Raw genomic sequence first — 21,251 nt, 5'->3', positions numbered from 1 at the left:
TTAAATCATCTCCTTTTAAATTTTTGATTCTATTTCATAATAGAAATTCTTTTTTTCTACATAATAGATATTTTCCTTTATATCTACTATAAACACTTTTGTTCCTACTTCTAGATGTTCTCCATTCACATGCTTTGCAGGGGAATCATAGGTATTTCCATTTTTTACATAAGTTATTTGTCCAAATCCATTTTTTACAATAGAAGATTTTACAACTGCATCTACTCCAATCAAATCTCTTTGAGATGCAGCACTAGTATTTTGTGCTTTGTATAAGGGAATCATAATCAACCTGTAAACCAATGAAGTAATAGCATAGGCAATGACTATAGCCATCAAAAAAGCAAAAATAGAGTTTACTCCTTTGTTGCTACACATAATCCCTACTCCTCCAAATACAGTGATAAAGGTAATAATAGTAATAGGTTTAATGGGTAAGATTGTAAAAATGGGAATATGTATATCCCCATCAAAATCCATATCTACATCTACTGCATCAAATAAATGCCCCAATATTAAAGAAACAACAGCATACAAAATACCCGTTATAAAAGCAATCTTATAGATCATCAACATTCTTTGTATTATGACCTCCTTTCTTACTCCTTCATACCTATAATCTTTAAACATAGAAATTTGTTCCAAAGATATTATATTCTACATTTTCCCAAAAAATCCCTTTAATGCTTTTGTACTCTATTCATCTTTTCATTTACTATGTCTCCAACCAATTTTTACTATCTATGTGCTTAAATAAAAAGTAAACAAAATAGATTTCATTTTTCGACAAATGGTGTTAGAATATGACGTAGACTTAATGGTAAATCTACATTATTTTTGAAAAGGAGGAAATATTTCAGTGATTCAAGGAAATCAAAATATTTTTAACAACAAGGTAAGGAATAAGCTCATTATTGTATTAACCATTGCAATCATCATCCCATTAATCTTATTAGGCTATGTTTCATTTGAAAAATCTTTTAGTATTCTTCAAAATAAATTATCTCTTACAACACAACAATCGGTAACTGAAATAAATACATCTATCAATAACCTTTTAGAAGGCATGGAACATCAAGTTGTAGTTTTGACAGACAACTCAAATTTTAAGACAATCCATAATGAAATCAATAACAAAATGGCCTTAGAACTTTTAAAAAATACCCAAATAAATAATTCCATTTATATAAATGTTTATTTTGCTACCAAAGATGGAGATCTTTATACGTATCCAAAAGTAACATTACCTAAAAACTATGATCCAAGAAATAGACATTGGTATGAAATTGCTATAAGTAATAAAGAAAAGGTAAGCTGGATAAAACCCTATGTAGATTCAAATACAGGACAAATCCTCATCACTGCATCAAAACCTGTAATTGATAATGGAAAAGTCGTAGGTGTTATTGGAATAGATATTGACCTTAAAAAATTATCCACATCCCTCTCTGAAAAAAAACTAGGAAAACACGGATATTTATTTGTAACAGACTCAGAAGGCATTATGATTGCCCACCCAAATCAAGACTTAATAGGTACAGATGAAGCTATCAAACAAAATTTCTGGGAAAAAGTAAAATCTACTGAAAAAGGTTTTTTAAAGTATACCTATGAAAAAGAAAATAAATTCTTAAGCTTCACTACAAATAAAATAACCGGTTGGAAACTTATAGGTTCTATGGAAATGGATGAATTATTGTCAGATACAGATATTATTAAACACTTCGTCTTATTAGGAATCCTCCTTAGCTTTATATTAGCAATCATTCTAGCCATTTTTATTTCCAACAGCATCTCTAAACCTTTAAAGATTTTAAGAGAAGCCTTCGGAATGGCTTCAATAGGAGATTTGACTGTACAAGCTGAAATTAAATCAAATGATGAATTTGGAGAAATTGGAAAAAGCTTTAATAAGATGATTAAAAATATTAACAATTTAATTGGAGAAGTAAAAAATTCATCTTCTACAGTATTAGCCTCTTCCAATTCATTAGACCGAATAACCAAACAAATAGTTGCCGCAACAGATGAAGTGGCAAAAACAATAGAAGAAATAGCAGCAAGTGCCAATGAACAGGCGAAGGATACAGAAAAAGGATCTTTTGAGATAAATTCATTAGCAGATAAAATTCAAATCGTATCCAATACAGCAGATCATATGAAAGATTTATCTAATGAAACCAATCAACTAAGTCATACAGGATTTGAAACAGTAAAAATATTGATGGAAAAATCAAAAGAAAGTAATAAATCCTCAATAAAAGTAAATGAAACCGTTCTAATGGTAGATAAAAGTATAGAAGCAATCGGTGTCATTACAGATACAATTTCTCACATTGCCCAACAAACAAATTTACTTGCTTTAAATGCAGCAATAGAATCAGCAAGGGCTGGAGAAAATGGTAAAGGCTTTTCTGTGGTAGCAGAAGAAGTAAAAAAATTAGCAGAAGAATCATTAAAAGCAGTAGATGAAATTAAAACTTTGATTCATGAAATACAAAACAAATCTAAAACAGCTGTTGATGCCATAGATGAAGCAAAAATGATTAAGACTGAGCAAGATGTTGCTATAGAAAAGACAAAAAGCATATTCAATGATGTATCCCATTCAATAAAAACTTTAATTCAACGAGTTTCAACCATCAATGAATATAGTATGGATATGGCTCATAAAAAAAATGATATCGTTGAGATTATTACCCATATCTCCGCAGCATCAGAGCAAACATCAGCAGCAACACAACAAGTTTCAGCATCTGCTGAAGAACAATTTGCATCCATGGAAGAAGTATCTACCCATGCACAAGAATTAAAGAATCTCTCAGATCAACTCGAAAAATCCATCAATCATTTCAAAATCACTAAAAATCATCATAAATAAACATTAAAAAACCGGGGAATTCCCCGGTTTTTATCTAAAGTAATTTACTCCTGCTTTAAAGATGCTTTGATCTTTATTCCCCTCTACATTTACTGCAATATTTTCTCCCATTCTTTCTGTATGTCCCATTTTTCCAAAGATTCTACCGTCAGGACTTGTAATTCCTTCAACAGCCTCAAAGGAACCATTTGGATTATAATGAATATCATAAGTTGAATTTCCATCTAAATCTACATATTGAGTTGCAATTTGTCCATTTTCAATCATTTTTTCCATTTCTTCTTTGTTGGCAATAAATCTTCCTTCTCCATGAGATACAGCAACTGTATGGACATCTCCTGCCTTCGCACCCCTTAACCAAGGAGAAAGATTGGAAACAACCTTCGTTCTTACCAAACAAGAAACATGACGTCCAATCTTATTAAAGGTAAGAGTTGGCGCATTTGGAGAAGTTTCTCGAATCTCTCCATATGGAAGGAGTCCTAATTTAATAAGGGCTTGGAATCCATTGCATATACCAATCATTAATCCATCTCTTTGTTTTAACATATTCATAACAGCTTCTTTTACAGCTGGATTTCTAAAGATGGTTGCAATGAATTTTCCTGAACCATCGGGCTCATCCCCTGCACTAAATCCTCCAGGAAGAGCTATAATCTGTGCATTATTGATGTTTTTTACCATCTGTTCTATAGAATCTTCTATATCTTTTTCTGTTAAATTTTTAAAGATCATAGTTTTAGCCGTACCGCCTGCCTTTTCAAACACTTTGGCTGTATCATATTCACAATTTGTCCCTGGAAATGCTGGAATGAATATTCTTGGTTTTGCAATCTTTATACTTGTTTTCTTTTTAGTACCTGCTTCATAATAAATATTCTTTGGTGTTCCTTCTACGAATTCTTTCGTTGGAAATACCTTTTCAAGAGGTTTTTCCCATGTTTTAAGCGCATCCTCTATAAGAATCTCTACACCATTTACCCTAATTATATTTTCTTTTGTAGTCCCTAGTACTTTATATTCTATTCCTTGCAATATTTTTTCGATCTCTTCTTTTTCATCTATTTCTAAAAGAATTGAACCATATTGTGGTAAAAATAACGCATTCTGATCTATTTCTTCAAATACCACGCCTATTTTATTTCCAAAACTCATCTTACTAATGGCTGCACCCAATCCGCCATTTCGAATAGATTGTGCTGATAATACCTTGCCATTTTTGATTAAGCTTGTAATCATACTAAAGTTTTGATCTAATGCTTTAAAATCAGGTAATTCATTTTCATCTCGTCTTAATGGAACTAGTACTACCTTACTATTTATCTTTTTAAATTCAGGGGATATGACCCTTCTCACATCTACTGTATCTACTGCAAATGCTACCAAAGTAGGAGGTACATGGATATCTTTAAAGGTACCAGACATACTATCTTTTCCACCAATAGCAGGAATCCCTAATTGATTTTGAGCATATAGAGCACCTAATAAAGCACTAAATGGTTTCCCCCACTTAGTAGGGTCATTCCCAAGCTTTTCAAAGTATTCTTGAAGGCTTAGTCTAATATTTTTATAGTTTCCACCCGTACAAACAACCTTTGTAACAGCTTCTAGTACTGCATATAATGCTCCATGGAAAGGACTCCATTTTCCGATTTTAGGATTATATCCATAAGTCATAATAGTCCCTGTATTGGTTTCTCCTTCAAGCACTGGAAGTTTTCCTACCATTCCTTCAGTAGGTGTCATTTGATATTTTCCTCCAAGAGGCATGAGTACTGTTCCTGCACCAATAGTACTATCAAATTTTTCTGTTAATCCCTTTTGACTTGCCACATTCAAATCCTCTAAATTTTTTAACCATACTTGCTTTAAGTCAGTGCTATTTTCTAAACCTTCTGGTAACTTTGTAAAATAATTATTTTCATCTTCTGCTGCTTTTACCATTACCTTTGTTTTTTGTTTTACCCCATTTGTATCTAAAAATTCACGACTTAAATCTAAAATAGTTTTTCCACGCCATTTCATTTTCAATCTATCATCATTTGTAACCTTTGCTGCAACTACAGCTTCTAAATTTTCTTCATGGGCGAATTCTATGAAAGTCGCTTCATTTTCTTTATCAATTACAACAGCCATACGCTCTTGTGACTCGGATATAGCAAGCTCTGTTCCATCTAATCCTTCATATTTTTTAGGCACCTTGTCTAAATCGATTTCTAGACTATCTGTTAACTCTCCTATAGCTACAGAGACACCACCTGCTCCGAAATCATTACATCTTTTAATCATCTTACTTACAGCTGGATTTCTAAATAATCTTTGGATTTTTCTTTCTGTAGGAGGATTTCCCTTTTGTACCTCGGCTCCACATGTAAGAATAGATTCTTCTGTGTGCTCCTTAGAAGATCCTGTTGCACCTCCACAACCATCTCTTCCTGTTCTACCTCCTAGAAGGATTACTATATCCCCTTCAACAGGCTTATTTCTTACTACATTTTCCTTTGGAGCTGCTGCAATCACTGCACCTACTTCCATTCTTTTAGCTACAAAATCTTCATCATATACTTCTGCAACTTGTCCTGTTGCAAGACCGATCTGATTTCCATAAGAGCTATACCCTGCTGCTGCATCACGAGTAATCTTTATTTGTGGAAGTTTTCCTTGTAGGGTATCTTCTATTTTCGTTCTTGGATCAGCACTTCCTGTTACACGCATAGCTTGATAAACATAACTTCTTCCTGACAATGGATCTCTTATAGCTCCACCTAAGCAAGTAGCTGCACCCCCAAAAGGCTCTATTTCTGTAGGATGGTTATGAGTCTCGTTTTTAAACATGACAAGCCACTCTTCATCTTTCCCATCTATCTCAGCATTAACTACAATACTACATGCATTAATTTCCTCAGATTGATCTAAATCCTCTAATTTCCCTCTTTTTCTAAGCTCCTTCATACTCATTACAGCAATATCCATAAGACATATATCTTTTTCTCTATCTTCATACACATATTCTCTGGATGCTAAATATTCATCATATGCTTTTTCAACAGCACTACTAAAAGGACCCTTTTCTATTTGTACCTCTTCAATTTTTGTTAAAAAGGTTGTATGTCTACAATGATCTGACCAATACGTATCGATTACCCTTAATTCTGTAATAGTAGGATTCCTTTTTTCTGTGTCTCTAAAATATTTTTGACAAAATTTCAAATCTTCAATGCTCATGGCAAATCCCAAATCTTTATGAAAATCTAAAAGAGCTTCCTCATCTTTTTTGATAAAGTCTTCTATGATCACTACATCTTGTATAGTCTCTAGTTCCAACTCCAAAGTATCTGGTTTTTCTAAAGATACTTCTCTTGAGTCTACTGAATTGATACAATAATTTTTTATTTTTACAAATTCTTCTTCTGATATTTCCCCTTGTAAAACAAAAACTTTTCCCGTTACAATATGAGGTTTTTCACTTTGAGTAAAGATCTGAACACATTGCTCTGCCGAATCTGCTCTTTGATCATATTGCCCTGGAAGATATTCCATAGCAAATAGATGATTTTTCTCATCATAAGGGAAAATTTCATCATAAACATCATCTACATTTGGCTCTGAAAAAATAGTCCCCTTAGCACTTTCATATTCTTCTTCAGATAACCCTGAAATATCGTATTTATTAAGTACTCTTACCCCTTTTAATCCATTTATTCCTAAACTTTCTACCAAATCTTTATATAAATGCTGTGCTTCTATATCAAATCCTGATTTTTTCTCAACATAAATTCTTCTCACTTCTCTACTCATTTCATCCCCGCCTTTTTCTTATATTTTTTATATTGACCCTATAATCTATTCATTTAATTGTATACATTTCATCCTCTTTACAATTTGATTGTATCATAATAAAATTAATTAATGAAATTAATAATATTAATAATATATATTAGGAGTGATTATAAATGAATATTAATTTTGAACTATACAAAGTGTTTTATTATGTAGCAAAATATTTAAGTTTTTCTAAAGCTGCCCATAAGCTTTATATTTCTCAATCAGCCGTCAGCCAATCCATTAAATTATTAGAAGAAAAACTAAACACCAAGCTCTTTATCAGACATACCAAGCAAGTAAAATTAACATCTGAAGGTAAACTTTTATTTAAACATATTGAACAAGCATTCAATTTTATCAAATCTGGAGAAAGAAGTATTGGAGAAATCCATTCCCTCGAAAAGGGCGAAGTCAAAATTGGTGCAAGTGATACCATCTGTAAATATTATCTCCTTCCCTATTTCAAAAAATTTCATGAAATGTATCCAGAAATAAAAATCCATGTGACCAATCGTCCTTCTCCAGTCTGTGCAGAGCTTTTCAAAAAGGGAAGTGTAGATATAAGTGTGATTAACCTCCCCTTTCAAAAAACTTATAAGGATTTATCCTATACAGAAATAAAAAAAGCACAGGATGTTTTTATTGTTGGAGAAAAATTTAAGTTTTTACAAGAAAAAAAACTTCCTTTAAAAGAGCTAGAAAATTATCCTTTTTTAAGCCTCCAAAAAAATTCAACTACTCGAGACTTTTTTGAAGATTTTATGAAAAAACACCATGTAAATATTAGTCCAGAATTCGAATTAGGAAGTATTGATTTATTAATAGAACTTACAAAAATTGGATTAGGTGTTTCCTTTGTCATGATGGACACCATAAAAGAAGCATTAGATAAAAAAGAAATATTTATTCTCAATATAAAAGAAAAAACCCCAAAGAGAAGTATCGGGGTTCTTACACATAAAAAAATTCCTTTATCTATTGCTGCACAAAAATTTATAAATTTGTTACAATGTTAACAAATAAAAAGAATGACCAACCTTTTCCCAAAAATTGGTCATTCCATTTTTTGCATTTTTGTTTATTTTTTAACTATGCCCATAATTCCTCATCTGTAGGAACTACTCTATCTGCCATATAATGACCGATTCTTGAAATGTTCATCATATGTTTGTAAGTAAAGTTTTCTGAAATACTGTTATTTCCCCATGATCCACATCCTAGTGTAGTTGTAGGAGCAAATCCGTTGAAGAAACTTCCACCTGCAGTAGTTGAAGATGGTTGATTTACAACTAATCTACTTACTGTTAAATTTTCTCCTGCATAGTCAATATGAGCATTGTTGTTTGAGTGAATAGCAGCACTATGTCCTGCACCTTCAAGGTATAGGTTCGTTTGTGCAATTTTCACGCCTTCTTCGAAAGTTTTGTATCTGAATGTAGACATTACTGGACACATTTTTTCTTTGCAAAGCACATCTTCTGCACCAATACCATCCGCTTCGATAAGGATTACTTTTATATCAGCTGGAATTTCTACTCCTGCCATTTCACCAAGCTTTTGTGGTGTTTGTCCTACTACATCTCTACTGATGTGACCATCTACGAAAAGAATATTTCTGAATTTTTCTTTCGTTTCTTTATCACTTATATAGTAAGCTCCATTATCTTCGAAAGCTTTCATAACTGCATCATAATCATCTTCATGAGCAATAACTGTTTGCTCTCCAGAACAAATGATTCCATTGTCAAAAGTTCTTCCTGCAATGATTTTTTTCGCAGCATCATCAAAGTCTACATCTCTATCTACAACAACCTGTACGTTACCTGCACCAACACCAAAGGCAGGTTTTCCACTGCTATATGCAGCTCTTACCATACCCATACCACCTGTTGCTACAACTACGTCAACAGCATTCATTAATAGGTTTGTTTTTTCAATTGATGGTTCTTCTATAATTTGAATAAGGTTTTCTGGAGCATTATGCTTTTTAAGGGCTTCGTTGATTCTCTTTACAGTTTCTGTACTACATTTTTTTGCTCTTGGATGAGGTGCTACTACAATAGAGTTTCTTCCCTTTACAGCAAACATCGCATTACACATTGGTGTAACGATTGGGTTTGTAGTAGGTGTAACTGCTCCAACTACTCCCATTGGTTTTGCAACTTCAACGATTCCTGTCTCTTGATCTCTATTGATGATTCCAACAGATTTTTTATCTTTTAAGCTATTCCAAATTGTTTTTGATTTTCCTTTATTCTTTGCTACTTTGTGCTCGTAAACACCCATTCCAGTTTCTTCTACTGCCATTTTTGCTAATTCTTCTGCGTTGTCATATACTACCTTACCGATTTCTCTTACGATCGCATCTACTTGTTCTTGAGTAAAACTTTCAAATTGTTTTTGTGCAATTCTTGATCTTTCAATCATAGAATCAATATACGCTTTAGCCATACTCCATCCCTCCATAGTTGTTAACATTTTAACGTTAATATTTTAACATCATCATTGTAACATATTTTCGCGTTAATTTCATTATAATTTCACATTTTTTCTAAGAAATTCTATAATTTTACTAGATTTCTATTTTTTCTGAATAATCAATCGTCCCTACTTGAATTTTTCATAATTTTCAACGTTTTCCATCTCACTATTTCTCGTTAAATTTGTTTTTAATTTTCTTTATATTCGAATTTTCATCATGATTTTATGCACAAATAAAAAAACTAAGAATCTTTTCAAAATAAAGAATTCTCAGTTTTGTTTCCTCTTAACTTTCTTTTTTAAATATGATTTTAGCTTTAACTATTTATTCTTTTATTTTTTTCTATAAAATGGGTACACTTTTCTCCAGTTGACTGATAAACAAGTATAGAAGGTACAGATTTTGCCTTAATCCCAAAAAGTTTACATCCATTTGGAAATTTCACATCCCATGTTACATAAAAGTATTTGCATTTTCTGCAAAATATTCTTTCTTTATTCATACAACCACCTTTTTTCATGGCTACTATTAAAAAATAGAAACCATAGCAGCAAATGTACTAATAACCATCATACCAGCAATAGTCATGGCAATAATCTTTTTCGTTTTTTGTTTCATATTTTCTTCTCCCCTATTCCATTATCATACTATAATTTTACTGCTTACAACCAAAAATTTCAATAGATTTTCTACCAAGGAATATTATCATAATGATCTCCTCTAAATATAGGAATTAATTTTTCTCTTAACTCTTTAGGGACTTCTTTTAACTTTAAATGATCTACTTTTAAAAGATCTATGGATTCACATTTTAATTGAAAGGCTAATTCTTTTACCGTCAAAGACATATTTTTTCTTAGTTCCTTAACGATTTTGTTTTTATTTCTGAAATAGAAGAACATAGATACCACTCCTTATTTCTTTAAATACTTACTTTTTAAAGATTTCTCCTTCTCTTATAATCTTATCAACAAAATCCTAAAGCTTCAAGTATTTGGGTTTACATCCCCTTTTAAGCTTTAGGATTTTATCATAAAAAATTCTTAATTTTTCTTTTTTATTCCTGTACTAAATCATAAAGTTTATAAATCATCACAGCAGCCTGTGCACGATTTGCATTTTGGGTTGGAGTAAAATTATTCTCTCCCATACCATTAATGATTTCTGCTTTTACACAAAGACTCACACCGTCTCTTGCCCATGGTGAAATATCATCTTTATCTTTGAATTTATTTAAGCTTTTAATATTTGCTTTTTCATAATCTTTTTTCTCTAGAACCTTTGAAATAATTACAGCCATTTCTTGTCTTGTAATATTTCCTTCTGGATCAAATACGGTGTCTGTTCTTCCATTGATTAGTCCATTTTTATAAGCTATTGACACAGCATCATAATACCACTTTTCTTTATCAACATCTCTAAATGGTATTTCATCTTTTCCTTTATATTCTAACATCTTTGCAATTAATGTAGCAAATTCTGCTCTTGTAATATTTGCAGATGGGTCGAATATACCGCTCTTTCTGCCACTGATAAAACCTTTACTAGCCATAGCCTCTATAGCTTCTTTTGCCCAATCATAATTTTTAAGGTCTGTAAAAGTTTTCGTCATTTCTTTATCTACTTTCTTTGCAAAGTATTTACTAAAGTGAGTAATTGCAAAGGTTATTGCCTTCGTAGCTGAGTCATATTCTCCCCCTATAGATTCAATTCTTCCATCATCTTTAAGGTAGAATACCTTTATTTCTTTTCCTTCTTCTACTTTTCCTTCATATGGAATAGTGATTGTTATTGGTTCTTCAAAATTAGATACTTTTTCTTGTCCAAGTTTTGCATTTAAATCAACGATTAAACTATCTTCTGGTATTTTGTGTCTTGTAAGTGCAGGTAGATCATTTCTATCTATCTTTTTTGCACTAAGACTAATTTCTCTATTCTCTGCTTTTTCTCCAAAAGTATTTGGTGTTATATCAAAAGATGCTATTTCTGTTTTAATGGCTACTTTTTCTATGTTATTTTCTTTTATCACTTCAACTAGATTTGATGGAAGGTTTGCTTCTATTTCTTCTTTGTGTACATCAGATATTTCTATTGCTAGTTTTTTTTCAAATATTTTTGTTTCTTCTATATTTTTCTTTAGTTTTTCATTCATCTCTTCAATTGTTTTTGTTGTTTCTTTTGCTAGATTTTCTATTTTATTAGCATCTACTTTTGCTACTACTTTTTGTCCTTCTGTTTTTAATGCTTTTTTTTCTACTTTATGTGCTCCTGCTAAATCTACTGATGTTTTTGCGATTTCTACAATTTTTTCTTTTATGGCGTTACTGTTATTTTTTCCTATTTTATCCATTATTTTTCCAGCTACTTCTATCATATTCTTTGCAATCTTACGAACATCATCTATATCTTTTACCTTATTCATTACTTTTAATGTAGTTTTCATATTTTCTGCTGTAACTTTCGCTACATTTTTTCGTTCATTATCTTCATTCAGTTTTTCAGAAGCTTTTAATAAAGAATTTATAACACTGACACTTTCATTTGCTAAGTCCTTTGCTCCTTGATCTGTTTTTATACATTCTGCAGCTTTATCCATCATAGAAGCATTTTCTTTTAAATCGTTAATAAATTCCTTAGCTTCTGCTTGAGAAGTTATGGTATCTGCTTTTTCTGTTATTTTACTTGTCACATCTTTTACTGCTTTTGAAATTTCACTCTCACTTGCATTTTGATCATTTAAAATATTCTTTACATCTTCAATAGCTTTCTCTATAGCTGTTTTTGCATCCCCTAATCCTCCATATTTATTAGGGTCTGTTTCCCATCCAATATCGTATCCAGCATCTAGTGAGTATCTCCATTCAATGTAATCTCCATTGCTTACATCTGCATCTGAAGATGCTGTATTTTCATATTTTTTATAGTTCCCATTGATGCGATAAAGCCATCCACTTAAAGCTTTCTTATGAGCTTTCTCTCTATTATCTTCATTCTCAATCATCTTAAAATAGCTACTCGTAGCATCAAAAGGTATATTGTTATTTTTAAGTATTCTTTTTGCAACTGCTAAAGCGTTATCTCCTTTTTCTAAATCTATCGCGCTCTTAGATATAATGCTTTTATTTTGGTATCCAATTATAGAAATATACGCTTTATCCCCTTCTTGTATATCACCTCTACCTGTATTGTCATTTTTTACAGGTATAAATAATTTATCATATCCTTCATTGCTTATCTTAGCATCTGTATACATGGACTCTTTCTTATATAAGTCAGCTAAAGCTGTAAAGCACTGTTCTGTAGCTAAATCATTTCCGAAAGTATCTCCATTTTTTAACTTTAATAATGAAGATAGCATTGTTTTTCCATCAACAGTCCATTTACTTGCTAATGGATTTTCACCTACTGCAATTAACCCTTGTATTACTGCTGAAATAGTACATTCATTAGAAGAATTCAATATTTTTTCTTTATTATTCTCAATATATTTTTTTGCTTTATCAATAGAATTAATAACACCTTCTATATCCTTATGATTTCCAAGAGCCATCATACACATAGCTGTTCTATCTATATCTCCAAAGCTTCCATCAGTATTTTGCAAAGTCATTAATTTTTTTACCGCACTCTCTACTTCATCTTTTTCTTTTGCCATATCCAGACCTATTATTCCCCATGCAACTTGAGTAGATATTAACTGACCTTTAGAAATTTCTTGTTTTAATGCATGAATAAGTTCATTCACATAATCATTATTTTCAAAACTTCTTGGGTTTTTATCTGCAGCAAGTAATCCAATAATATTTCCAGCATAATCAGTCGGCTGGCTTCCACTTTTTACTTTAAATTTATCTCCTATTAATTTTATATCTTCTACATTATTACTTGTAGCTTTATACCCTATTGCCTCCCGAAAAGTAAATATATCTTTCTTTCCATAATGTACCTTTAAGCCTTTTACCACTTCTTTTATTTTTTCTTCATTTTTCTTTTGTACTGCTACTATCACATCTATTGATGCTGTTATATTTTCATCACTTGCAAGTTTGGCAGTAATGGTAACCTTTCCTTCTTTTATTCCTTTCACAATTCCTTTATCTTGATCTATTGTTGCTATTTCTGAATTACTAGTATACCATTTTATAGTTTCATCTTTTAATTCTTTGTTATCTTGATCCAATACTTGTGCTGTAATATTTAAAGTGTTTCCTACTGCTAGTATATTGAAATCTAATAGAATTTTGATTTTTTTATTAAGTTTATTTTCTTCTATTATCCCTCTATAAGTTACTACATCTAAATATCCATTATCATTATCATTTTTATTCTTAACTATGTAATTAACTACACCTTCAGGTAAATTAGGTATTATTACCTGGCCAGATACACTTGTATACGCCTTTCCATTTACTTCTACTGTATATTCTCCTATTTCTTTTATTTCATCTTTATCTAAATCCACCAATCCTTTTGACCAATCATATTTCTTCGAATTGATCTTTAATGTCATTGATTGTCCTGCTGTTGGTTTTACTGGTTCTATGCTAATTTGAGGAAAATATGTCTTATCTGCCCATGTTATTGCATCATATGCACCTATATAAAATATAACTTCATCTCCATCTTTTACATTATAACTTCCAGCTCCTGAACTTAATGCTTGTTCATCTATTTCTCCATCTCTTATAACATAGTATTTCCAATCGGTATTTATATTTTCAACAATACCTAATTTACCGCTTTCTCCTAAAATAGAAGTGATAAGCCCTCCATTTTCTACTACATTTTCTCCTGCTGCTTTTTTTACTGCATCTAAAGCAGTCCCATTTACCTCTACAGTCTCATCTAAATGTTTATTTATTCCTTCTACTCTTACTCTAACTTGTGCATCTACAGCTTTACTTACTTCTATACTGTTTCTATATGTTACCACATCTGGATACTCATTATCACTATTATTCGTTATTATGTAATCCACTGTACCTTCTGGTATATTTGGTATGGTTACCTGTCCAAATATACTTGTATACGCCTTTCCATTTATTTCAACTGTATAGTTTCCTATTTTTTTTATTTTATCTTTATCTAAATCCACCAATCCCTCTGACCAATCATATTTCTTCGAACTGATTCTTAACGTTACGGCTTGTCCTGCTGTTGGTTTTATTGGTTCTATACTAATTTGAGGAAAATATGTTTTATCTGCCCACGTTGTTGCATCATATGCACCTATATAAAATATAACTTCATCTCCATCTTTTACATTATAACTTCCAGCTCCTGAACTTAATGCTTGTTCATCTATTTCTCCATCTCTTATAACATAATACTTCCATCCTGTATTAGTATTCTCTGCTACTCCTTTAATACCACTTTCCCCTCGTATAGTGGTAACCATACCATACTGATCAGTTATTACATTTGCTTCTGCTTTTTTTAATGCATCTAGAGCAGTCCCATTTACCTCTACAGCCTCATCTAAGTGTTCATTTATTCCTTCTACTCTAACCCTAATTTTTGATCCTTCGTTTTTTACTTCTTCTTTTACAATAATCTTTTTCTTATCTGTTTTTACAATTCCTTCTCCATCTGCATAGATTTCATATTCTCCTGCTTTTTCTGGAGTGATTAAAGCTTGTCCATTTTCATTTGTTATATATTCTTCTCCATCAAAATGAACCTTTACTCCTTGTGCAAACTGATAGGTTCCTGTCATTGTCAGATCATCTTTAGATACGGTTGCTATAAATGATTGTCCTTCTGAAACCTCTGTTTTATCTGTTTCTATTTTAGCATACCCAATTGTAGCCATATCCGTTGGATACACTACAATCTCATCTCCTGTATTAATAGCAACATCTAAGCAAGCAGAATCAAAGTCTTTATTTAAAATTTTACTTTTGTTCAAATCATCATTCACTGTATATCCCCAAAGGAATCCTTCTGCTGATAAGTCAATTTCGTTTATTTTATTGATTATTCCTGACATATCCATATCAGAGGTAATCTCTTTTTCATCTAATGCCTCTTTTATAGCTCCAAGAATAGATTTGCCCTTTAATACAGTAGCTTGTGTATTCTCTAATATTGTATTATTTTGATTTTCTACTCTTACATGAACATTAACAAAATCCTTCCATCCAGGAAATTCATCGTTATGGTCTTTCACATAATAGAAGAAAATTTTGTCTCCTTCTTTTATTTTCACCTTACTCGGAACATCATTAGGTTGCTCATCATTTATGGTATACATCCACCCACTATACATATTATATGTATTGTCAGCAGCTCCACTTTCAAGATTATCTATGCTGGTTACAAAACCTGCATCACTTTCTTTCACATCAAGTCCAGTTGCTTTGAGTATATCCGAAGCATATACAGCATTAGAAACAGTAATTTCTTGTGGCGAAAATAAAACCTCATTATATTTTCCAACTACAGTAATCTTTGCAGTAACTTCGGTATTATTTTCTTCTGCATTTACCACATAAGGATTTATAAAATTAGCTCCTATACTTGTAAAAATCATTGCTAATATCATGATAAAAGACATGTATGATTTAATATTTCTTTTTTTCACTTTTGTACCTCCCTTAAATAAACATCTGTTCAGCTTTTATACACTCTATTACTTCTTTACAACCTGTTTTTTCTCAACCTTTACCTTATTCAACTCATGTAATCTTGTAAACACAGAACTCTTATTCTTATAATCCATCATAGCCAACAATCCATGCCAAGACGCCATATAATTTCCTCTTGAACTTCTTTTTAAATGCTTAAATGATCCATCTTTTAACTGATATTTTAAAAGTTTGCTATATAAGTTTTTATCGATATCCATTCCTAATTTCGTTCTTGCTAATATGTAATAAGCTACCCCTTCACAGGTTTCTTTTTTATCTATATTCTTTTCAATAAAGCCAATAGCTTTCTTTACTTCTTCACTATCTTTATTTAGTCCTAATATGCTATAAGCAATAACTCCCATACCTGTTAGATCAATATCAGAATAAGCCATTCCTGTGAATACTCCAAATCCGCCATCTTTATTTTGATTTTCTTTAAGCCATGTTAAAGCCTTTTCCTTATCATAATTCTCTTTATTCGCTACATACAATGAGATAATTCCCCATATATGAGCATTGATTAAATCTTCTCCAGTACCATCCATATAATCTGCAAATTTTCCATTTTCTCTTTGGGTTTTGATAATTTTTTCCGCATAAGAAGAAACATCTTCCCTCTTTGCTATAGCACCCATCATATAGGCTTCATAATCTGTTGTAACCTGTGAATCATCCACTTTATTTAAAGTTTTATTTTTTACATCCTCCCCAAAGGAATATAAAGCCAATATCCCCCATTCATCCAATTCTTTCTTTTCTAAATACTTTGCTGTAGCATTATAATCTAAAGCAAATGAAAAACTTGTAAAAATCATAAAAATTGCAAGTGTTAAAGCAGTTATTTTTCTCATTTTTTCTCCTTCTTTCCATTAATTTTTTCTTTTATGATTAACCATTTTTTTAGCATTTAATTTGTTAAACTCTTTCTTCATTTATTTTTTCAACAGGAATCTCAGTATAACTAATCCTATCTTTAAATCGTGATAATATATTAATAAAATCCTTTCCAAATAAATAGGCAAAAACAAAGTTTCCTACCCCATGCATCAAATCAAAATAAAAGCCATTCATATTTGTTATGATTAAACTTTTGAAGGTATGCGGATAAACAAAGAATAACCAATGCCATAAATTCATAATATAACCAAATAAAAATCCCCAGCAAAATGCAAAAATACTAAAAAACAATCTAGAAGGATTCTTCATAAATTTTTTTAGGATTCCTGCACTTAAACCTGCAAGTCCCCAAGCTAACATTTGCCATGGTGTCCAAGGTCCTTGTCCTAAGAAAAAATTTGAAGAAAGTGCTGCAAAGGCTCCTGTCATGAATCCAAATCCTGGTCCAAATACATATCCTGAAATCATCACCAAAAATGTAGTAGGTTGCACATTTGGAAGTGCTGCAAAGGGAACTCTAGCAACGCCAGCTAGTCCTGACAATGTAGCGATTAATGAAATTTCTTTTACTGAAATATTTCGTCTTTCATAAGATGCAAAAACTAGAATAAAAGAAATAAGTAATATTCCAGCTGATAGCACACCGTAATTCATATCAAACAACGCCTTCCTTCAAAGAATCTACTACAGATACAGCATCTTCTAAGGTAAGAATTTTATCAACATACCCACTAAACAATTTATTCATTTGTGTAGCGTAATAAATACCATCTGTTAGCACCGTATATTTCGAACCTACCTGTGCTACACTTCCATCAAAAATCAAGCAAACACGTTCACAATATTTCCCTACAAATTCAACATCATGCGTCACTAAAATAATAGTTTTTCCTTTGTTTTGTAGTTCTTTTATAATCGTTCCTAATCTTTCTTTTAGGTTTCGGTCTAGCCCTCTTGTAGGCTCATCTAGTATCAATATTTCAGGCTCCATTACAAGGATAGAAGCTAATGCTACCCTTTGTTTCTCTCCACCACTTAAATCCCTTGGATTTTTATTTTTATACTTTAAAATATCTAGTTCATCACATACCTTTTCTATTCTTGATAAATCATTGATTCCTTTTTGATCTAGTGTATATTTTATTTCTTCATAAACCGTATCATTAAATAGATAATCATTTGGATTTTGTGAAAGATATCCTACTTCTCCATTCACTAAAAGCTTTCCTTTTGTAGGCTTTATAAGTCCTGAAATATTTTTAAGCAGGGTAGATTTCCCTCCACCATTTTCTCCCATAATTCCAAATACTTCTCCCTTTAAAACACTTAAGTTTACATCCTTTAAAGCTTCCTTTCCATTTTCATAGGTAAAATGAAGCTTTTTCATAGAGATGATTTCTTTATTTTCATGTTTTTCTTCTTCTATTCCTTTAAATACAATAGGTTTTTGAAAAGCAAAATCTTTTCTTAATTTTTTTCTTCCCTCTTTTACAGTAAGAGGAATACTTATTTTACTAAGTCTTGCAAAATAATTTGCAACAGTTGGAGAAAAGTTCTTTGAATGACTATAACTAAAAGATGCAAAGTCATTTGGCTCTCCATCAAATACAATTTGTCCATCCTCCATAAATACTACTCGATCTGCTAAATGAAAACATCTATCAATTCTTTGTTCAATCAAAACAATGGTATAGCCTAACTCTTCATTTAATCTTTTTAAAATATGTAGAATCTCTTCAGCCGCTACAGGATCAAGCTGGGAGGTTGGTTCATCTAAAACTAAAAACTTATATCCCATAGCAATAGTTGCAGCGATGGCTACTTTTTGCTTTTGTCCTCCTGAAAGTTCATAAGTCTTTTTATCTTTTAGTTCCCATATATTTAAGAAGCTTAAAGTTTCCATTACTTTTTTTCTCATGGTTTCATAGTCTGTTCCTATATTTTCAAGTCCAAAGGCAATTTCTCTTTCCACGCTATCCATCACTAACTGCTTTTCTGGATCTTGAAAAACCATACCTACATCTACTTTACTCTTAATATTTCCTTTTATTTTTCCGCCATAAAACTCTGGAACAATTCTATTGAATACTCTTCCTAAAGTAGATTTTCCCGAACCTGATTTTCCAAGAAGCAATAAAAATTCTCCTTCTTTTATAGATAAATCAATATCCTTTAAAGCAGGCTCTTCCTTCCTTGGATAATAATAAGTTACATCCTCTACCTTAAAAATTTCCATTTTTTACACCCCCTCATGAACAACAGAGCTACCACTAGGGCAATATTCATATATATAAGAAAAATAATATCCTTCCTATCAAATCCACCAAATGTAGGATAAAAACTCACAAAACCAACATTTGAAAATATACTCATCCCTAATAAAAATAATAAAATCAAATTCATTCCATGAAGTAAATAATCTATCCTTTTCATCCTAATCTGAGAATAAGAAGTTCTTACCCCTTTTCCATATCCTCTGGCATATAAGCTTTCCGCTCGGTCTAATGATCCTTCAAGGGAAGATATGAATATTACCTTTAAAATTGGATAGTATGCCTTTACCCTTTTTATCAAGTTTTTCTCCCTAAAATTTACCCCTCTTAAAACCATTACATCCTTCACCCTCATAATTTCTAATTTCAATCTATGAATAATATTTGTACTCATAGATAATATAAGGGTAAGCTTATGGGCATATTTTGAAAAAAAACTAAAATTTTCATCTGGATCAGTCATGACACTAAAAAACGAAAAAATCAATAATATACAAAATAATTTAAGTGCCATATTCCCACCATACGCCAATGACTCTAAAGTGATTTTTAACTGTAAAGTAAGCTTCAACTTAGGTATAATGAATAATCTTGGACTCTTCAAAAGAATCGTTCTTCCACTTTGTGATACTAAAGGATTAATCAGTATAATCCATATGCTCATAAATACACCATATTTCATTGTTTGTTTTAATATCTTGCTTTCTCCTAAAAGAAGCATGGTAAGGATTATAAAAATCAGTATAGACATAATATAAAGAGGATGACTATACACTAATATCATGAAAAATAAAATACTCGAAAACAAAATCATTGTAAATGGATGAATCTTTACCATCTAATCACCTAATTCTTTATTGGAATATTGATTACTTCTTTTTCTGTCACAAGTACAGAAAATCTTCCTTTGATTTTTTCTGGATTCTCATATAAAAGCTTTATTGCTTTTTTGATAGAACTTTCATCATTTCCAGTAACTAGCCACATACTTGCTGCTCCACCATATTCTTTTACAACAGATGCAACAACAGCTCCTTTTTCATAAGTTTTTAAAGTCTCACCTTTGTTATTTAATCCTTTGATTTCTTCATCTACTTTAAAATACAATCCACACTTATTGCCATTTTCATAAAATTCTTTTATATAATTAATCTTTTTAAGTTCCTCCCACGAACCAATAACGATGCTATTTTTCTCTAAATTTTCTAGTTCTCCTTGTTCTAAATCCACAAGTTCTATATCCTTAACCCCCTGATCTTTCAAATATTTCAAAAGAGCATTTCCTTCCTTTGCATATCTCTTTGTATAAAGGATTTGTATTGGATATATATTCCCATCATGACCATTTGTAAAGTTTATAGGATATGCACCGATAATACTCGATCCATAAATATTGTTATCCCAGTCATGATAATCCCAAATGACAAGATCATTAGGATTTAAATAATATTCATCTGCTCCAACCTCTGATAAAATACCATTCACATAATAAAACCAGTCAATTTTTTTCTTCTTCTTTAGTCCAGTAAATTCTGATTTCAAACCATCAATCCCATTGATAAAGCCTCCACCATAAGCTGTTTCAATGTTAAAATTCTCTTCCATTACTTCTATCACAGTTGTATCCTTAGCTACATCTACAGCCTTTTCTGATAATTTTTCATTCCCAAATCCCTTTGAAACAATTACCTGAACCTTTCCATCCCCTACACTTGGTTTTTCACCGCACCCTATAAAGGTACATGCCATAACTAGTATTAATAGAAATAGCAAAAATCTTTTCACCTTTAAAACCTCCATTCATTCAAAATAAATAACCTTTTCCGAAATTTGGAAAAGGTCAAAGATATATGCATTATTGATCGCCTATAGCCTATGGAATCATTCATATTTGCTTCATACACACTATAATAAAAAACAATCAATTACATATATCTTCAATCCCTCTAAGTCGGAGGTTAATTGAAGAATGCCATGATAGGTGTTCTGGCTCCCGGGTCATCTTTAAATTAGGCCTTCCCATCTAGTCTATACTAAACAGTGGCATATTCTAATCCTCATCGCCGGTTACAGCTGCGACTACAGCAAGGGTACCTCACCCTTTTCCCTAATCATAGGCAATAATGTTTTATACTACTCAGATAAATTTTATCACCCTATTTCGTTGGTTTCAATATTATTTGTAAAATTTTCTAAGTTTTACATATAAAAAAGCTACTAACGACATGCTAGCAGCTTTTTTATGTAACGATACAAATATA

At 31.4% G+C, this 21,251-nt stretch carries 13 protein-coding genes and 1 riboswitch; of the genes, 2 read left to right on the top strand and 11 right to left on the bottom strand.

Annotated features, from left to right (window positions below; all coding sequences use genetic code 11):
• Window positions 1-15: 15 nt before the first annotated feature.
• Window positions 16-576, bottom strand: a complete 561-nt coding sequence (locus K7H06_RS01455) for an NfeD family protein (protein WP_223038214.1) — start codon at window positions 574-576, stop codon at window positions 16-18.
• A 283-nt stretch (window positions 577-859) separates the two neighbouring features.
• On the opposite strand from K7H06_RS01455, the gene K7H06_RS01450 reads away from it, so the two are divergent.
• Window positions 860-2,881: a methyl-accepting chemotaxis protein gene (locus K7H06_RS01450; RefSeq protein ID WP_223038213.1), complete on the top strand. Its 2,022-nt coding sequence runs from the start codon at window positions 860-862 to the stop codon at window positions 2,879-2,881.
• Between the two features lie 30 nt (window positions 2,882-2,911).
• Here K7H06_RS01450 and K7H06_RS01445 read toward each other — a convergent pair whose 3' ends face one another.
• Window positions 2,912-6,679 (bottom strand): phosphoribosylformylglycinamidine synthase, encoded by a 3,768-nt coding sequence (locus tag K7H06_RS01445; RefSeq protein WP_223038212.1) that lies wholly within the window; start codon window positions 6,677-6,679, stop codon window positions 2,912-2,914.
• Window positions 6,680-6,834: 155 nt separating this feature from the next.
• Here K7H06_RS01445 and K7H06_RS01440 point away from each other — a divergent pair, with 155 nt between their 5' ends.
• Window positions 6,835-7,722 carry a LysR family transcriptional regulator gene (locus K7H06_RS01440; RefSeq protein ID WP_223038211.1) on the top strand — a complete coding sequence of 296 codons (888 nt, stop codon included), beginning with the start codon at window positions 6,835-6,837 and terminating at the stop codon, window positions 7,720-7,722.
• A gap of 73 nt (window positions 7,723-7,795) precedes the next feature.
• Here K7H06_RS01440 and K7H06_RS01435 read toward each other — a convergent pair whose 3' ends face one another.
• The 9 genes from K7H06_RS01435 to K7H06_RS01395 all read right to left on the bottom strand — a co-directional run bounded on the left by K7H06_RS01435 (window position 7,796) and on the right by K7H06_RS01395 (window position 20,775).
• On the bottom strand, window positions 7,796-9,157 hold the full coding sequence (locus tag K7H06_RS01435; protein WP_246637605.1) for an aldehyde dehydrogenase family protein: 1,362 nt from the start codon (window positions 9,155-9,157) through the stop codon (window positions 7,796-7,798).
• Between the two features lie 347 nt (window positions 9,158-9,504).
• A complete protein-coding gene (locus tag K7H06_RS01430) occupies window positions 9,505-9,690 on the bottom strand; it encodes a uracil-DNA glycosylase (protein ID WP_223038209.1) in 186 nt (61 codons plus the stop codon).
• Window positions 9,691-9,877: 187 nt separating this feature from the next.
• Complete coding sequence (locus K7H06_RS01425) at window positions 9,878-10,090, bottom strand: transcriptional regulator (RefSeq protein WP_223038208.1); 213 nt, start codon at window positions 10,088-10,090, stop codon at window positions 9,878-9,880.
• 155 nt (window positions 10,091-10,245) lie between these two features.
• Window positions 10,246-15,771, bottom strand: coding sequence for an S-layer homology domain-containing protein (locus tag K7H06_RS01420; RefSeq protein WP_223038207.1), 5,526 nt, complete (start codon window positions 15,769-15,771; stop codon window positions 10,246-10,248).
• 48 nt (window positions 15,772-15,819) lie between these two features.
• Complete coding sequence (locus K7H06_RS01415; protein WP_223038206.1) at window positions 15,820-16,671, bottom strand: prenyltransferase/squalene oxidase repeat-containing protein; 852 nt, start codon at window positions 16,669-16,671, stop codon at window positions 15,820-15,822.
• Between the two features lie 64 nt (window positions 16,672-16,735).
• On the bottom strand, window positions 16,736-17,371 hold the full coding sequence (locus K7H06_RS01410) for an ECF transporter S component (RefSeq protein ID WP_223038205.1): 636 nt from the start codon (window positions 17,369-17,371) through the stop codon (window positions 16,736-16,738).
• A 1-nt stretch (window position 17,372) separates the two neighbouring features.
• Window positions 17,373-18,953: an ABC transporter ATP-binding protein gene (locus K7H06_RS01405; RefSeq protein WP_223038204.1), complete on the bottom strand. Its 1,581-nt coding sequence runs from the start codon at window positions 18,951-18,953 to the stop codon at window positions 17,373-17,375.
• Window positions 18,935-19,828, bottom strand: a complete 894-nt coding sequence (locus K7H06_RS01400; protein ID WP_223038203.1) for an energy-coupling factor transporter transmembrane component T — start codon at window positions 19,826-19,828, stop codon at window positions 18,935-18,937. Before K7H06_RS01400 ends, K7H06_RS01405 begins: the two co-directional genes overlap by 19 nt.
• Before the next feature lie 8 nt (window positions 19,829-19,836).
• Window positions 19,837-20,775, bottom strand: coding sequence for a DUF4430 domain-containing protein (locus K7H06_RS01395; RefSeq protein ID WP_223038202.1), 939 nt, complete (start codon window positions 20,773-20,775; stop codon window positions 19,837-19,839).
• Between the two features lie 174 nt (window positions 20,776-20,949).
• A riboswitch (cobalamin riboswitch) is annotated at window positions 20,950-21,147 on the bottom strand.
• Window positions 21,148-21,251 lie beyond the last annotated feature (104 nt).

It is taken from the genome of Crassaminicella profunda (assembly GCF_019884785.1).
Taxonomy (GTDB): Bacteria; Bacillota; Clostridia; order Peptostreptococcales; family Thermotaleaceae; genus Crassaminicella; species Crassaminicella profunda.
This window is presented reverse-complemented; position numbering and strand designations above follow the sequence as displayed.

Bases quoted from the DNA above. Each gene is read 5' to 3' on its own strand.
- K7H06_RS01415 (WP_223038206.1), bottom strand. From the start codon at position 16,671: ATGAGAAAAATAACTGCTTTAACACTTGCAATTTTTATGATTTTTACA.
- K7H06_RS01435 (WP_246637605.1), bottom strand. From the start codon at position 9,157: ATGGCTAAAGCGTATATTGATTCTATGATTGAAAGATCAAGAATTGCA.
- K7H06_RS01455 (WP_223038214.1), bottom strand. From the start codon at position 576: ATGTTGATGATCTATAAGATTGCTTTTATAACGGGTATTTTGTATGCT.
- K7H06_RS01430 (WP_223038209.1), bottom strand. From the start codon at position 9,690: ATGAATAAAGAAAGAATATTTTGCAGAAAATGCAAATACTTTTATGTA.
- K7H06_RS01405 (WP_223038204.1), bottom strand. From the start codon at position 18,953: ATGGAAATTTTTAAGGTAGAGGATGTAACTTATTATTATCCAAGGAAG.
- K7H06_RS01400 (WP_223038203.1), bottom strand. From the start codon at position 19,828: ATGGTAAAGATTCATCCATTTACAATGATTTTGTTTTCGAGTATTTTA.
- K7H06_RS01425 (WP_223038208.1), bottom strand. From the start codon at position 10,090: ATGTTCTTCTATTTCAGAAATAAAAACAAAATCGTTAAGGAACTAAGA.
- K7H06_RS01440 (WP_223038211.1), top strand. From the start codon at position 6,835: ATGAATATTAATTTTGAACTATACAAAGTGTTTTATTATGTAGCAAAA.
- K7H06_RS01410 (WP_223038205.1), bottom strand. From the start codon at position 17,371: ATGAATTACGGTGTGCTATCAGCTGGAATATTACTTATTTCTTTTATT.
- K7H06_RS01445 (WP_223038212.1), bottom strand. From the start codon at position 6,679: ATGAGTAGAGAAGTGAGAAGAATTTATGTTGAGAAAAAATCAGGATTT.